Genomic DNA, 15,522 nt, shown 5'->3' with positions numbered 1-15,522 from the left:
CGGTCAAAGACGATGAAATTTTCATGTCCTGGCTCGGCTCGATCACCGGCGAATACCCCGACTCGATCAAACTGAACGAATTCACCGCCGGCAAGGAAGTGCCGTTCACCATCCCGGCCGCGATGATCAAAGGCAATGAAGGCGGCACGGTCGAGGTCAAGTACGAGATCAAACGCGCGGCGGGCGGGACGAGTTATTCGGATACGTTGAAGTTCAGTGTCGGCGTGGCGCTGGATCTGAAAGCGCCGAAGATCAAGGAAGCCCCCAATGACACCAGTCTCGACCCGCTCAATGCCCAGAACACACTGACCGCGGTGATCGACTATGACGGCATGCTGGTCGGCGACAAGATCAGCGTCCGCTGGACCGGCGCCCCCGGAACGCTGCCTGCCGGTTCGCACACCACGGATCCATGGCCGGTCACCCGCGTCGGCCCGCAGGAAATTCCGCTGGACGTCTCGGTGATCGCCTTCAACCTCGACAAGTCAATCACCCTTGACTACGCCATGACACGCGGCACCCAGGAACCGAAAGACTCGCAGACTCGTACGCTGGCGGTGTTGCAACTGCGCGTGGATCTTTCGCACTCACCGAAGATCATTCAGGCGGCCGCCGGTGGTAACGGCACTGAGCTGGATGTGTCGACGCTCACTGCTGCGGCCACTCTTCGTGGCGGTTTCTGGCCGCACATTGCCAGTGGCCAACGTGTCTGGATGGAGGTACAGGGCACCAAAAAAGATGATACCGAGTACAAACGCGTCGTGTGGAGAGGCCCAAGTAACGCCGTGAACGGGACCTGGATATCGCAAGGTTATCTCGATGCATCCTTGCCTTTGGCTGACCTGCAGTCGTTAAAGGATCTCAGCCCACTCAACGTGTCTTTCATGGCAACGCCGGACCGCAGCACGGATGAAAACCTCGCGCTGAGTTTTCCGGTGCGGACCTATACGGTCAAAAACGTCGTAGAGGTGCTGCCGACTATTGAGTCAATCAAGGAATCGCCCGGCGGGGAAGAAATCCCACACGGCAGCCCGACAGTAAAAACAGCGGTCACGCTGAGTGGTAAGGCCACCCCGGGCAAAAAAATCGATCTGGCCAATAACGGCGCGGTGATGCCGAATACCGAAATTCAAGTAGATTCAAAGGGGGAATGGACATTCCAACTGACCGGACTCGTTGTCGGGAATACCTACAAACTTAGCGCCCAACGCAAGGACGGCACACCCTCGAATACCCGCAATGTTGTTGTGGTCGCGCTGGTAGTGCCGACGCTGGACAATGTGCTGGATGACAAAGGCATCGAGGTACCTGATCGTCAATTCACCGTCAGCACCCAGTTGAAACTCAAAGGCACAGCGAGCTACGGTCAGAAGGTCGAAATTTTTGAAGGAAACGGCCCGAGCCACACCTCCAAGGGGGTGGCCACAGCCTCGACAACAACAGGCATATGGGAGTTGTCGATTACTGTTGCAGTGGGTGCCCGGAGGTTATACGCAGGATCGCTCTATACTCCGTCCCTGCAATGGTCAAATGTGCGCACACTGACCGTAACGGAAGCCACCGTTCCAACGCTGACCTCAGTTAAGGGCTCGCCGAGTGGTGTCGAAATCCCCAACGCAAAGTTCACGGTAGAAACCGCCGTAACGCTGTCCGGGGTCGCCGCCAAGGGTCAGCAAATCGAAGTATTTGACGGTTCAAACCCAAAAGGTAAAGCGACTGCCGATCCCGCAACGGGCATATGGGTACTGCCGGTTACAGGTCTGAGTGTTGCTGCACACAGTTTCAAAGCCAAGGCGTTGTATGGCGCGGGTGCCGAGTCGGCGGCAAGAACGTTGACCGTGACTGCAGCCACCGCTCCAACGCTGACCTCAGTAAAGGGCTCGCCGAGTGGTGTCGAAATCCCCAACGCAAAGTTCACGGTAGAAACCGCCGTAACGCTGTCCGGGGTCGCCGCCAAGGGTCAGCAAATCGAAGTATTTGACGGTTCAAACCCAAAAGGCAAAGCGACTGCCGATCCCGCAACAGGCAAATGGGAACTGCCGGTTTCAGGCCTGAGCGCGGCCGCGCACAGTTTCAAAGCAAAGGCCTTGTATGCCCCGGGCGCAGAATCGACGCCTCCCCGGACGCTAACCGTAGTTTCATTCATCCCATTTGAAGGTTTTGAATCTCTCCAAGATCAAGAGATATTTACTACTCTCATAACACCTGTCGGCACATTTACTAAAAACTCCCCGGGATTCGCCTACATAAGAACTTATAAGCCCAATCCATCCGAACCCGCCTACCCCTCACACACTGTCCATGGGCGATATCTCACGATTAGAGAATCAGCTGTAAACTTCCAAATTAACTTTGTTTGTTCCAGTGTCAGCTTTTGGCATTCAAGAGTAGACCAAGGACAGCAGCCCAGAGTATCCATTTATGACGACAGCGACAGGTTACTAGATCGCCGATTACTAAGCGCGTCTCACATAGATGTACACGAACATAAATTCACTGGAGCTCGCATCAATAAAATAATATTTGAAGCCTCAATGGATGGCTACTATATAGACAGTTTCACATTTACCAGATAATAGATGTCAACGATCGCCAATAAAGCCAAACTGAGAAACGGGGATATGAGACAGTGAAAAAGGAGAAAAGGGGACGCATTTATTAACCACCCTCGCTGAAAGCCGCACTCTTGGCAAAAGGGAGTGCGGTTTTTTCATTTAATCCAATTCACAGCAATCGTTGGGCAGTATTTAAGACTATAACCGCAAGGATTATCGGGGCAGGCCACGTTTTACCCAGACAATCGCCCGACTTTTCGTCTGTTAAACTGAAGTGTTTAAAAGACACCTCCAGACACGCCTTTCAGGCTACAAATTCTTGCGCCATTGCCTACAGCTACGCCAGAATCCGCCGGCTTGTGCGCCTTGGGGGCGGGTTCTATTGTGGTGCGGTCGCTGACGAATCAGCGATCGGGTTTAGCGACCTGAATCTTTGTAGGCGCACCAGCGCTCCAAACTCGACTGTGGATGCTTATCTACAATTTGCGTTATGGCGGCTGTGCGCGGGAGACCTTCGGGTCTGCCGGGCGCCTACACCCGGTTCGCTAACCTGCGTCCAGCCGCCACCTTACCTGTTTAGCGACGGGTTTTAGCGGCTCCACCTTGTAGGAGCTTCACCATGATCAAACCAACACCCAACCCACCCGAAACCGACCCCACCGCCCCCTACGAATCCCTCGATTCAAAAAAGCTCCACGAAGCCGCCGAACGCGCCCTCGATCACTACCTTTGCCCACCCGGCTCCCCCCCAACGCCACGCAAAACCCGCCGCATGTACGCCGTTACCGCAGACTTCAAAAACGAAGAACTGCTGGCCGACGCCAGCGAAACACTCGCTTCAGCCAGAACCATCGCCCATGACTTCGCCCACCTCATACCGGCGTCGCAGCGCAGAACGCTGCTGGGGATCGCGCAGCTGATCATGCTCGGCGAGCTGGCGGTGAATCGGGTGATGGATAATCTGGAGGTGTCGCAGTAGCGCGCCTCCGTGACACGTCTTGAGTGAGGCGCTGTGGCTGCCGACGTCTTCGTCGGATCGCCGCACGGAGCACGCTCGCTCCCACAGGGATCGGTGTCGATCACAAGGCTGTGTTCACACCGCCGAATCTGTGAGAGCGAGCCTGCTCGCGAAAGCATGTTCAAAGCCCCCCAGCGATCGATCGAGCAAGAAAAATAACACCACTCGTCGGATACCCCCACGCACCTGTCAGATCTGACAGGTGCGCAAACCCATCAGCACAGGTTCAATCACTCCATCACCCAAATGGAGTGCCTTCCCGTGTTCGTCAACTACCTCAAGCCGGAATCCCCGCTGATTCCCACTGAGTGAGACTGCACCGGTCGTCATCAAAAACGCCTGAACTCTCTTCAAGAGGACTTGCCTGATGCCTTCTCACAAGCGTTTCCGCTTCCCTCCCCTGACGGAAGGCAACAACCCACTGGCGGTGCTGCGTCCCCTGCTGATTCCGGGGATGGTCGAGCCGGTGCAAGATGGCGATGGCGGGATCAACATCAAGGTCGCCACCGATGATGAGAACGGCGTGCTGTGCGTCATCAATCCTTATCTTGGCCCCATGAGCGAGGGCGACAAACTCGAGATTTATTGCAACGGCACGAGAGTGCGCGAACGATTCGTCGAGGCCGATGAAGTCAACCAGCGGGTGTTCTTTTATCTGCCGACGCCTGTCGAGTCGGGGTGGCTTGAAAACTGCCACTATGTGCTGACCCGCGCAGGCGAGACCGAAGCCGATCCGCCCTCGGTGGCCTTGCGGGTATGGGTCAAGCTTTACAAGCCGGGTAACTTTGACAGGAGGCCGGGCGACGACGACGGCCACTCAGAGTTGAACATCGTGCAACTGCCGCCCGAGCTGGTCGATCAGGGCGTGATAGACGCCGAATGGGCCAAAAAAGGCATACTGGCCACAGTCCCTCAGTATGTGTATTGCACACGCAACGATCAGGTTCGTTTACAACTGGGCGAGCACTGGCTTCCTGCGCACCGCATCACGCAGGCGCAAGCCGAAGGCCAGCAACCGATCGAGATCCTCATTGATCAGGATGCCATTCTCGGTATCGGTGACGGCCTCAAACGGGAAATCAAATATTTCATCAATGACGAAGTCTGGAACTGGGCCGACCGCCACTCCAAACGCACCTACATCGACGTGGACGCGGGCGGCTGGCGACTGGAGGCACCGATCATCAGGGAAGCCCTCAACGGCGTCATTACCATCAGGGATTTGAACAAGCAGCCGGTCAAGATTCAGATCCATGTCAGCAGCCAATACTTCGCTGTGGGCGACAGCGTGAAAATGACCTTTATCGGCACGCCGCCGGATAACGCTGAACCGCTCATCTGCAGTGAAACCCGCGACATCGATAACATCCCTTCAGTGCTGGAAATCGATGTGCCCTATGAGTTGATCAGGGCCATCGCCCAAGGGGACGCCGATGCGTCTTATATTCTCTACAAAAAGGACGGGGGCGCTCCGATCTCTTCCAGGCGCGCTCTTGCCAGGGTAGAAGGCGACGTCAACATGCTCCCCGAGCCGAGCATCCGCGAACTGCTCGGCGACACCCTCGAACCGGACGAGCTCTACGCCACGGTCGACGTGCGCTACGCGATGAAAAATGGCGACCTGATCTGCCTGAGATGGTCTGGCATCAAGTCCAATGGCGACGACTATCTGCATGAAGTCCCGCATATCGTCAGCGACAACGAAGCCAGGGAAGGCCTGGTCACGGTCTACATCGATTCCCAGCACATCAGTGTGCTTGATAACGGCACGCTCGACCTTTCTTACGTGGTCGCGAACGATGCACCTGGCCTCCTCGACATCAGAGAGTCCGAGCGGCTGCTGGCCAAGGTCGGGAAGGTCCGGGCGACACTGCCGGCCCCCGAAGTGGAAGAGGCCGATCCGCCGGGGGATGTACTGGATCCGTCGAAGGTGTTCGATAGTGTCCATGTACTGATCGCCAACGCGAACACCCTCAAGGATGATGTACTGACTTATTACTGGCGTAGCCTCAATCCTCTTGCCTGTACCAGCGACTGGTTGCCCATCACCACAGTAACCGCTGGTAAACCGCTTCGGTTTCGGGTGGATGCACGGTTCGTGACGGCTAACATCGCGCAGTACGTGAAAGTCCGCTACTCGCTATTGCGTGCCTCGAACAAACAATACGAGCACTCGGCCACGCTCAATTTGCTCATAGGCGAACTGGTCGGTGAGTTACCGCCGCCCGAGGTGATACAGGCACCCGACAAGACGCTCAACCCAATGGATGGGTTGAGCGGCGTAGACATCAACGCCAGTTACTCCAGCATGAACCCTGACTGGGACATGATCCGTTTGAAGTGGTCAGGAACGCCCGGCGCGGGCACCTCTGATGATCTGGAGCTGCCAGGCAGTCCCACTGGCACCGTTCAATTCCATTTACCACCTTCGGTGATTGGCGCCAATATTGCGAAAAGAGTGTTGGTTGAATACGAAGTAAAGCGCTACACCTTCGCAACGCCTTCGCAAACACTCGACTTGTATGTTTCAGACTTTCAGGACCCCGAAAGCGAACTGCCCCACCCGCAAGTACCTCAAGCACAGAACAACGTCCTGGATCTGATGACATTCAGCGGCGATGCCAAAGCTGTTCTCGCTATCTGGCCCTACATTGCCCTGAAACAGCGTCTGTGGTTCTACCTGGCAGGACAAACCACTTCAGGCGCGCCCCTGACGATCCCGCTAATCACCGGTCTGGAAATCACCCCCAGCCAAGTCAGCAACGGCCTCAACGAAACCTTGCTCAGAAGCGATCTGATGAAACTGGGCCACTCCACACCCGCCACCTTGATCTGCAAAGTGGCGTTCGATGGCAGTGAAAAAGAGAACACTGCCTGCATATTTCCACAGTTGCCCCTGACCATCAGAACCCGCTACGACTACGTACAACCGGCCATCACCGGGGTGACGGACTCACGGGGCGAAGTGGAAGAGGACGGCAAAACCCGCGACGAAAAAGTCACCGTCACCGGTACCGCCACACGCGGCGAAACGGTCGAGCTGTTCGATGGGCCAACGACATCGATGGGCACGGCACGGGTGGACGCCGACAGCACCTGGCGGCGTGAGATCGGCCCGTTGACCGAAAAGTCTTACCACATAAGCGCCAAAGCCCTTTATGACGCCGACCCGGTGTCCAGCAATCCGCGAACATTCACCGTGAAATTCGCAGAGACCCCGGAAATTCTTGCGGTCAGCGATTCACGGGGGGACGTTGCCCATGGGACAACCACCTATGACAGTAGTGTGCTGGTGGCCGGCAGCGCGACGCCAAACCTGCAGATCAAATTGCTGGAGAACAAACTGCCGCTCATTACCCTTGACGTCGACGATAAGGGTGACTGGAACCACCGCCTCAACGATCTGAAAGTTCGCAGCTACAGCCTCACTGCCGAGGCGCTGTACGAGATTGATCCTGCGACCAGCCCACCACGGGATTTCGTCGTGGCACAAGCGGTCACGCCGACGATCTCCTTGGTGAGCGACCTGCGCGGTGAAGTCGTGGCCAATGGTACGACCTACTACCGGACTGTCAATCTGACAGGCAGAGCCAGCCCGAACGAAAAGATCATTCTGCTCAATGCCGGCGCGACCGTCGATACGGTAAATGTCAACGCCAGCGGCGACTGGCAATATGTTTTCAGCAGCCTGAATCTGACCACTTATCGCCTGACCGCGCGAGGCGATTACGGCAGTAACCCGGAGTCCAGCCCTCCCCGGGTCTTTACTGTTGCAGCCTTTATTTCACCGACGATTACCACGGTCACCGACTCGGTCGGCACGGTGGGACCGAATGAAACGACCTATGACAGCGTCGTGACTGTCAAAGGCCAAGCCACCCCGCGTGAGCAGATCCAGATGTACGACAATGGCGCCCCCGTCGGTACGCCGGTCAACGTCAATGCCGATAAACAATGGACAACGTCTGTCACCGGTCTGGCCATCCGCTCCCACAGTCTGACGGCCAAGGCCATGTATGACGCGGTTCCGGTAGAGAGCCCGGCGAGAAACTTCAACGTCGCCGCCCACATCGCGCCGACGCTGACGTCTGTGCATGACGGCATCAGTGAAATCGGTAACGGCGGAACAACAAAAAGGACCTCGGTCACCTTGCGTGGCAACGTTACGCCCAACCGTGAAGTGCAGGTCTACGACTACAACAATCCAAAGCACACCGTGAGAGCGGTAGGCGACGCATGGAGTACCACACTGGCGGTGGGAGTGGGTGGTCATTCCTTAAAAGTAAAAGCTGTCAGCACCGGCCAGGAGTCTCAGCCGTCTCGTACCTTCACGGTACTCCCGGTGATACCGCCGCTGAACTTCAATAGCAACTCCCAAACCTTGAGCGGCAGGATTTACCTCATTCCGGGGAGCGCAGTATTGCCAGCCTTCGGTCCAGGCACTTCGGTGCAGCACCAGGCGAGTGGTGGCCAACCTCCTTACGTTTATAGCTCTAGTAATGGAAACGTCGCATTCGTAGATTCGGCAAGTGGGCTCGTCACTGCGCGAGGTAACGGCAGTGCAACGATTTCAGTAAGGGATGCGGCGAGCCAGGTGAAAAGCTATGTGGTGTCGGTAACAGGGGTGACGCAATGTTACGGATTAAGCGCAAACTGGTTGGCCAGGGTACGTGATGATGCACACAGTCGAGGCTTGAGGTTGCCTTCAATGGCCGAGTTACGGGCAATAAGCAGTGCTTTTGGAAATCGTTGGCCATTGGGTAATTCATTCTATTGGTCTAATGAGTCGATCCTTTATTGGCCCAACCCCAACCCGTTCTATCACTGTAGAAATCTGGTTACAGGGGAAGAAAAAGCGATTATGAACCTGAATGTGGTGCCCGGAGTGGGCATCACACCTTGAACAATGGCTGACGAGGGTGAACGCCTGATCGAGGAGTATCAGCTGTTCCACTAGCACTCGTGTCGCTGGGGCGGGACAGCTGATGGCTTCGGCATCAGGCAAACCGACTGACAGAAATGACGAGGCCGCTGCTCATCGACAGAACAGCGGCCGTTAAGGTATCTCGCTGATTACGAGACAACTTCCCTGTACCACACAGTAGTTAAAAGCTATACCGCCCCCCCACATTCACCCCAAACGGCTGCTCGATATGCTCCCCATTGGAATAGTCCAGATCGACATGCACCTGCCACTTCTCCGACAGGGCCACCGCCACCCCCGCACCAAACTCCGCCCGGGAGCCTGACAGGTCGTTGTTGAACACGTTGTTGTTGACCTTCACTTCGTTGTTCGAAGCGAACTCATGAGCAATCGCCGCGCGCACGTAAGGCTGCGCGACAGCGCCGTTACCGAAACCGAAGTTGCGCCCGAACGTGGCACCGGCCTTGCCGAGCAGTGAGCGCATGCGATCGCCGTCGGCGTCCATGTCGTTGTTCAGCGTGTAGTGTTTGCCCTGGATCTGCACTGCCGCCAGTTGCGCGAACGGTTCGACGAAGTAGTCGTCAGCCAGTTTGATATGCCGACCGAACTCGGCAGAACCGCCCATGCCCCAGTTGTCGTAGTCGCCCTTGGTGCGGCTGCCGTCACTCAGGTTGACCTTGGACTCGTTGCGAAAGCGGTTGAACTTGAGCACGCCGTCGAAGTAGTAACCGGTGTCACTGTCGAGCCAGGTGACATAGGGGCCGACGTAGTAGCTTTTCACCGTACCCGAGGTACCGCGATTCAGATCCAGATCGGACTCGCTCGTGCCGGCAAGCACCCCGACCAGCACCTGGCTATCGCCCACCCGGGCATCGGCGCCAAGGGACAACCCCTGTTGCGTCTGCTGATAGCCGACACCCGATCCATCGGCGACGTTGTGCTTGGTGGCGTTGGTGCGGATCCAGAAACCCTCCCCGCCGTTCAAGCGCAGCTCACCCATACGGCTGCGTAACGATGACAACTCGCCGTACCAGACAGTCGGTGCGGTATTGAACAAGGCCAGAACCGAACGCGCGCCGGGGCTGATGACTTCGGTGGTCGGATCGAGAAACCACTCTTTCGCTCCACCTTCAGTCTCCCGACTGGCCAGGCTGTAGGACCAGGTGCCGACATCAACCCGCTGATCGCCGGCCAGGGCAAAGTTTGCGCTGTCGGAAGTGCCGGTACGCACCAGCGTCAATGCCTGCGGCGAAGCGGCGTCCAGGCCAGAGGCCGCAACCGCCAGCGTGAAGCTCCCTGCCGAAGCGCCCTGCACATTGAGAAAATCACGCTCACCGCTGGCGAAATCGCCCTTCATCGCAAACGTCCCGTTGCCGGAAAGCGAGCCGACATTGAGCGTGTAATACGTACCTGGAGCATCTGTTGTGCCGCCAAAGGTGACAGTGCCACCATTCATGCCCAGTGCACCGATCGAATCGTTGCCGGTGAGTGTCCAGTTGGAGTTGCTGTTGACGTTCACGCTGTCGACCTGGTCAAGACGGCCGGTGAACTGCGAATGATTTTCCAATGTGACATTCGCCGTAGAACTGCCATCGACGATGACATCACCCACCATGTGGCCGTGATTGAAAGTCAGATTGGCGAGGCTGTTATCGGTGACATTGATGTTGCCTTCCAACGTGCTGTCAGCCACCGTCATCGTTGCAGTGGAAGTACCTTGCACATCAAGCAGTACACCGTTGCCGGCAAGCAGGCGGGTGAAATTCAACACGTTGATCTGTGCCGTAGCCCCCCCATTGGCAAGAATGGCAGGCCCCGCTATCCCTCGCACCTCGACGTTGTCCAGTGTCACATTGGCGCCGCTGCCGATGCCCTGGCCGTCGGGACGCAAGCGAATACCGTTCATGCCTCCAGTCATGCTACCGCCCTTGGCCCTGACTTCTGCACCAAACGAATTCAAGCCTACGCTGTTTGCACCTGTACCGGTCAGGTGCGTATCAGTCAACTGGATGTCAGCACCGCCACCGGTTTCGATCCCGGAAGTCTGGCCGGTAATCCGGCTGCCACTGATCACGGCAGTCGAGCCGGTGGTTGTACCATTCAACCGGGCGATCGACATTCCCATTCGGCTGCCGGTCACAATGGCGTCGCTCACATTGGCACTGGCATTGATCAGGGTAATCCCCGCGTTGCCCGAACGCCCGGCATAAGTCCCCCCCACCACATTCAATTGCGAACCTGTGGTGATCAAGACTTCATGAGTATTCGCATCATTGGCGTTCAATACACCACCATCGCGAGCGCGATAGTTGTCCTGTGCCGTTGTTTGATCAATGTTCAACGTTTGCCCCGCCTCAATGGACGTCAAGGCAAAGACCAAAGGGCTTGTAGAGAAAACCGGCGCGAAGGCCAGCCACGCCAAGTGCTTTCTTGACAATATAAAAGGATACCGACCTGAACAGACGCCCATACAAACTCCTTCGACTTTTAGCGGATTTTTTCAACAAGACACGATTGGTCCGCGGGTACGGTACAGGGCCAAATTATTTAATTCTGTAGGAATACTCCTGTTTTTCTGCAGGATTTATTTACCGTACGTCGCAACAAAAGAAGACGAGGGTGATACCCCCGTCTTCTTCTATCTACTATCAGACCTCCTGAGTACCTGGACAGTATGTCCCTGTATTATCAGCAACAATTACCCTGACATCGTGTTCCCCGGAGTTATGAGTACGACCATCAATCACGGTTTCATATGAAATGACTCCGCGTCCATCCTTGATAGGTCTGAGGGCGCCATTGAATGGCAGGTAAACCTCAAATCCCGCTGTATGCTCATTACCCTGCAACGTTTTGCTGAACGGGTAAGGATCAATAGGGTCCCCTCCTGCAAGTGGTGTTCCTTGCCATACGAAGTCCAGTTTCAAATCAGCAACGAGTGAACCACCTCCCGGGATACGGACTACCGCGGCCTTACCCACCACCGGGATATCGCGAAGAGAATTACAGTTCAAAAACACATTACCGCCCGGATTGGTATACAGATGTTGAATGACAGGATCGGGCAAATTCACTGGAATAACGTACGCATCAACCGGGGTTGGCAAGGATGGATTTTCGTTGCTGCCATTTAACGGATTGGTGATGACGTAGCGGGCTATTTTTATGCCGTTTTTAGCGGCCACAAATACAGCAGACGGTAGTTTGAACGGTATCTTGAAAACATCGGACTCGGTCCCGTCTACTCTGTAACGCCCCTCCGGAGGAGGAACTACTACACCGTCATAAATCAAATCAAATACATCTCCAACCTTCAGTGTCGTTGGATCAGGAATCGTCAAGTCGATGTCGATCAAGTTACCAACGTCAGCCTCCACCAAAGTGTTATCGCCGGTTGACCCTTTGACGACCAAAGCAACGAGGTTCGGATTTCCTTTCTCCGGATCGGGTTCAGGATTGACTGGCCCGGGGATCGACAGATCGACGTTGATGGTCGCCCCCGTCGGTTCCGGAAACGGGTTGCCGTTTCGAATGATCGCGTAAGTCACCGTCACATCCTTCGGACCATCACCGCCGTCTGCGACATCCCTGAACGGTACGTCGACAATGACCTGGGTGGTGCCATTTGTCGGCTTGTCGGGTTGCAGCTTCCCGTTGAAGGTGACTCGAGCCACATCGTTCGGCTGACCATTATCGAATGTCGGAATGACCACGGCGACATCGGGAAAGGCATCCTTCAAATCGACGACGTCGTCATCGTGTTCCGGTACTTCAGGTGGTTGCAATCCACTGGGCGCCGCTGTCAGTCGAACTTCGAATTTAAATTCTTTTGAAGAGGGTCCGACGTTTCCGACGCGATCTTCAAACTTGCAGTAAAAGATGAACGCTCCTTCGCCCCACTGTTCAATGGTGGCTTTCGGGATAACCATTTTAATCGGCCAAGTAGAATCCATCTCAACGGTAAATGTGTCCACAAGTGCCGCGGGATCACTTTTCCCATAGTAGCCCTTATATATATCACCCTCTTTGACGTCGTCAGGCGTCGGAATGATCATCGTAATTTCACCAAGAGCTTCCAGAATTTCCCGTGTCAACACGCCATTAACAATTTCGATCGGTGGTACCGCCTCATCTCCAGGTGTCCCGTGATTAGGCGCGACAGTATCGATATAGAACTCAAAAACATCGGAAATATTATGGTTGCCACCGTAATCAACGTCATACGTCAAGCGAAATGGACCGGGTGTTGCAGTCTCTTTCGCCGGCAGAGTCATTTCAAAAACAGGAGGAACAGGAATATCCACTGCCTTCCAATCCGTCACTACTACATCATCTTTTTTCAATGCAACATATGTTTCACCGGGTTTTGACCCATCCGGAACCACCATGTTGTTAATAGTTACCTTGCAATCTGTCCCCTGCCGCGACTTGTGCAGTTTCTTTACATTATCTCCCGGTAGCGCCGGGAGTAAGTCTTCAACTTCAGGGGGGGTACCCGATCGGGTACTCAGGGCTTGGCGCAAATCAAATAATTTTTTACGAGCCAACTCTGCCTTGGAAGGCACTTTCAAGTTATTCATTTTCAATTCTCCTGAATTATGGACGCACCGGCCCTCCACTCCCACTAGAAACTTCCAGAGTGATGCCGGCTATTTACCTCATGGCACAACTGTTAAATCTTTCAGTTCTCTTCGCAAAAATCATTCGTGGGCGAACAGACTTCGCCACTGGGCTGGGTGCGATTGATGATCACCAACTCCCTTTTGGATTTCCCCCGACCGCCCGTGCTTTTTTTCAGCCAGTAATAAACCAGCGCAGAACCGTCATCGACCATAGGCGCGATCAATTGGTCGTAGTCCTCTACGACGATATCGATGTCTTCACCCGGGCGCAGTGTTGTGAGTTCCTTTTCAATTTCCGCGTAAGTTCCTTCGATAGGCTCGGCACCGGCCAGTCCGGTGCTGCCTTGCCAGAACAGCGTCAGCGTGTCGCCCTGCTCGATAAGCGGATCAGCTTTGATTCTTACCGTGACGCCCTCCCAAAGCCTCGGACGTGCGCAGCAGTCCAGTACGCCATTCCTGTTCGCATGCGGAAAGACCGGCTCCTGCAAACCCTCGATCACGACAATGGAAACAGCCACCCGCGTCGGCATCGACTGTTGCTGATTCACGCCATTGCTGGTGGTGTACCAAACCGGCAAAGCAGGGTTCTCTTTGTCGGAATCGATAACATGCCAAGGCACGGAAAATTCGACAGGTTTACCGGCAACATCGCCTGATTTCACCTCATAAAACGCAACTACGCCGGGGTAACTTCCCCAGTACAGTTCCAGTAGCTGTCCCTGTTCGGGTGCATCGTAGAGAGGCAGCAACACGCGGGCCGGCAGACCAAAATCATCCGTATTCAGGGTGTTCAGGGTTTGGCTGTTTTCGCCGAACACCTCGACCAACGCAAGATCTTCATTGATCAACGCCGGCGCCTTGGCATGATCCTGACCTGCGAGTGTCAGGTTCACTGCCACCGAAATATCTGGCGAGGGTGGCCCGTAGGCTGTTCCCTGGCGAATCTTGTAATAGATCTTCGCCCGCAAAGGCCCATCGCCTTTTGCATGCAAGGTCGACCACGGCACAGTGACCGACAGCGGAAACGCGGAGGGGTCAACAGGGACTTCAGGCAGGGGCGTATCGTCCCAGAAAACCGCCAGCCAATGACCGGGATTGGCAAAGTCGTATTCATCGACTTCCACAACGACACCGTCACGGGCTTGCTGACGATCGACCAGCCCCCTGGGTGACAGCGGCACTCGGGGTGGCAGCAGTGCCCCCGGTGCAGGCGACAAATCCACTTCAATAGACGAAAGATAGGAATTGGGTCCTTCGTTTCCCGCCCTGTCCCTCAGATGGTAATAAAAGTAACGTGTGCCAGAACCCCAGGAGCGAATTTCGTCGGCATACACGGTGATGCGCAAACGTCGGTCAGCGACATCTTCAGCGCTGAACTCCTGCTCGCGGATCGGTTTTTCAGAGTCCGGCGGGATGGCTTCGCTGGTCCAGTAATAGGGTGCGCGATCCAGCGCCTCGACATCGGCGTACCAAGGCACCAGCACACTGACCTCCCCCTCCTGAGCCAGGAAGGTTTCGGTGATGGTGCCATTCAGCTCGGGGGGAAACTCGGCCGCGCCCGGCTTGTTTCCGAAGTTGGGTTTGGTGGTGTCGATGGTGAGGGTTTTGCGAGGGCCTTCATTGGGGTTGTTTCCGTAGATCGAGATCTGGATTGCGACTTCGTAGACACCTTCTGACAGTAAATCGCGAGGCACTTTCAGGGTTTGCGGGAAGGAAATGAGATCATTGGTCGGATACCACCGCTCATCGACCATGATGAACGGTCCGTTTTTTCTCATGAACCCCAACTCAACCAGATCTGCATCGTCTGGTGCGACACCTCGTTCAAATTCCGGGAACGTCACAACCAGATCATCCCCCAGTGCCTTGAGCGGTAAAAGCCCTCTGGGATCGTTGGGATCAAGGACAGCCGGTACGGTCGGTTGGACCGACCTGCTCAAGAGCACTGTAGTGTTGTGTTCTGGCTGACCGGCCGGTTTTTCGCGCTTTGCCATTCCAGCCTACCTCTATGAAGTAACGTCGCTGCGCGGTGCACGCGCTGCGGTGATGGCTTCATTAGATGCGGGTGGGATGACCCTGCCTACTGTCAGAAATTACAGGTATTGCTACCACTCGTCGGAATTGACCGTCCGCCCGACGTCGCCCCCCACTTCTCCCTGCGAATACCTCGATCTGCGGTGTCAATTGCGGCCTCTTCGCGGGCAAGCGCGCTTCCACAGGGATCTGCACCGATCACAAAGCCCTGTTACAACGCCGCAACCTGTGGAAGCGAGCCAGCACGCGAAGACTGACGAAAGAGCGACTCCATACCTTCAGGCAGAAAAAAACCGCCGCCCCGGTTGAACGGGTCGGCGGTTTTTGTCGTTTCAGACTCCGCTTACACGGTATCCACCTTCAACGAAT

General features: G+C 55.6%; 5 protein-coding genes and 1 pseudogene. 3 read left to right on the top strand and 3 right to left on the bottom strand.

The annotated features are described in order from the left end of the window. The 3 genes and pseudogenes from M9827_RS04525 to M9827_RS04515 all read left to right on the top strand — a co-directional run. Positions 1 to 2,576 (top strand): annotated as a pseudogene (locus M9827_RS04525) (hypothetical protein); the annotation flags it as partial. A 598-nt stretch (positions 2,577 to 3,174) separates the two neighbouring features. Further along, the gene (locus tag M9827_RS04520) at positions 3,175 to 3,534 is read left to right on the top strand and encodes a DUF6124 family protein (RefSeq protein ID WP_250603785.1); all 360 of its coding nucleotides are present in this window, start codon (positions 3,175 to 3,177) and stop codon (positions 3,532 to 3,534) included. Between the two features lie 406 nt (positions 3,535 to 3,940). Further along, positions 3,941 to 8,476 (top strand): immunoglobulin-like domain-containing protein, encoded by a 4,536-nt coding sequence (locus M9827_RS04515; RefSeq protein WP_250603783.1) that lies wholly within the window; start codon positions 3,941 to 3,943, stop codon positions 8,474 to 8,476. A 202-nt stretch (positions 8,477 to 8,678) separates the two neighbouring features. On the opposite strand, the gene M9827_RS04510 is transcribed toward M9827_RS04515, so the two are convergent. The 3 genes from M9827_RS04510 to M9827_RS04500 form a co-directional block, all read right to left on the bottom strand. After that, complete coding sequence (locus tag M9827_RS04510) at positions 8,679 to 10,838, bottom strand: autotransporter outer membrane beta-barrel domain-containing protein (protein WP_250603781.1); 2,160 nt, start codon at positions 10,836 to 10,838, stop codon at positions 8,679 to 8,681. 307 nt (positions 10,839 to 11,145) lie between these two features. Next, positions 11,146 to 13,077 carry a hypothetical protein gene (locus M9827_RS04505; protein WP_250603779.1) on the bottom strand — a complete coding sequence of 644 codons (1,932 nt, stop codon included), beginning with the start codon at positions 13,075 to 13,077 and terminating at the stop codon, positions 11,146 to 11,148. 101 nt (positions 13,078 to 13,178) lie between these two features. Beyond that, positions 13,179 to 15,113, bottom strand: coding sequence for a hypothetical protein (locus M9827_RS04500; protein WP_250603777.1), 1,935 nt, complete (start codon positions 15,111 to 15,113; stop codon positions 13,179 to 13,181). Positions 15,114 to 15,522: the final 409 nt, after the last annotated feature.

This window comes from Pseudomonas sp. AKS31 (assembly GCF_023634765.1).
Classification (GTDB): Bacteria; Pseudomonadota; Gammaproteobacteria; order Pseudomonadales; family Pseudomonadaceae; genus Aquipseudomonas.
This window is presented reverse-complemented; position numbering and strand designations above follow the sequence as displayed.

Bases quoted from the DNA above. Each gene is read 5' to 3' on its own strand.
- M9827_RS04515 (WP_250603783.1), top strand. From the start codon at position 3,941: ATGCCTTCTCACAAGCGTTTCCGCTTCCCTCCCCTGACGGAAGGCAAC.
- M9827_RS04520 (WP_250603785.1), top strand. From the start codon at position 3,175: ATGATCAAACCAACACCCAACCCACCCGAAACCGACCCCACCGCCCCC.
- M9827_RS04500 (WP_250603777.1), bottom strand. From the start codon at position 15,113: ATGGCAAAGCGCGAAAAACCGGCCGGTCAGCCAGAACACAACACTACA.
- M9827_RS04505 (WP_250603779.1), bottom strand. From the start codon at position 13,077: ATGAATAACTTGAAAGTGCCTTCCAAGGCAGAGTTGGCTCGTAAAAAA.